Genomic DNA, 209 nt, shown 5'->3' with positions numbered 1-209 from the left:
TGATAATGCGGCGGCACGTCCCGATAGATCCGGAACACCCTGATACTGGCTTCCGGCCTGTCGGTCAGATAGGTATCCAGCAGCATCGTATCCGCAGTGTGCGGGAACGCTGCCACAATCCTGTTGAGATCGAACCGTCCACCGGTACGGTTCAGGGTCATCAGATGCTCTTCATCAGTCATGAGGCCTGTTCTCCGCCCATGTTCCAC

General features: G+C 56.9%; 1 pseudogene. It reads right to left on the bottom strand.

The features are described 5' to 3' along the window. Positions 1-182 (bottom strand): annotated as a pseudogene (locus tag B7449_RS18860) (cupin domain-containing protein); the annotation flags it as partial. Between the last annotated feature and the right edge of the window lie 27 nt (positions 183-209).

This window comes from Komagataeibacter intermedius TF2, assembly GCF_000964425.1.
In the GTDB taxonomy this organism is placed as follows: Bacteria; Pseudomonadota; Alphaproteobacteria; order Acetobacterales; family Acetobacteraceae; genus Komagataeibacter; species Komagataeibacter intermedius.
This window is presented reverse-complemented; position numbering and strand designations above follow the sequence as displayed.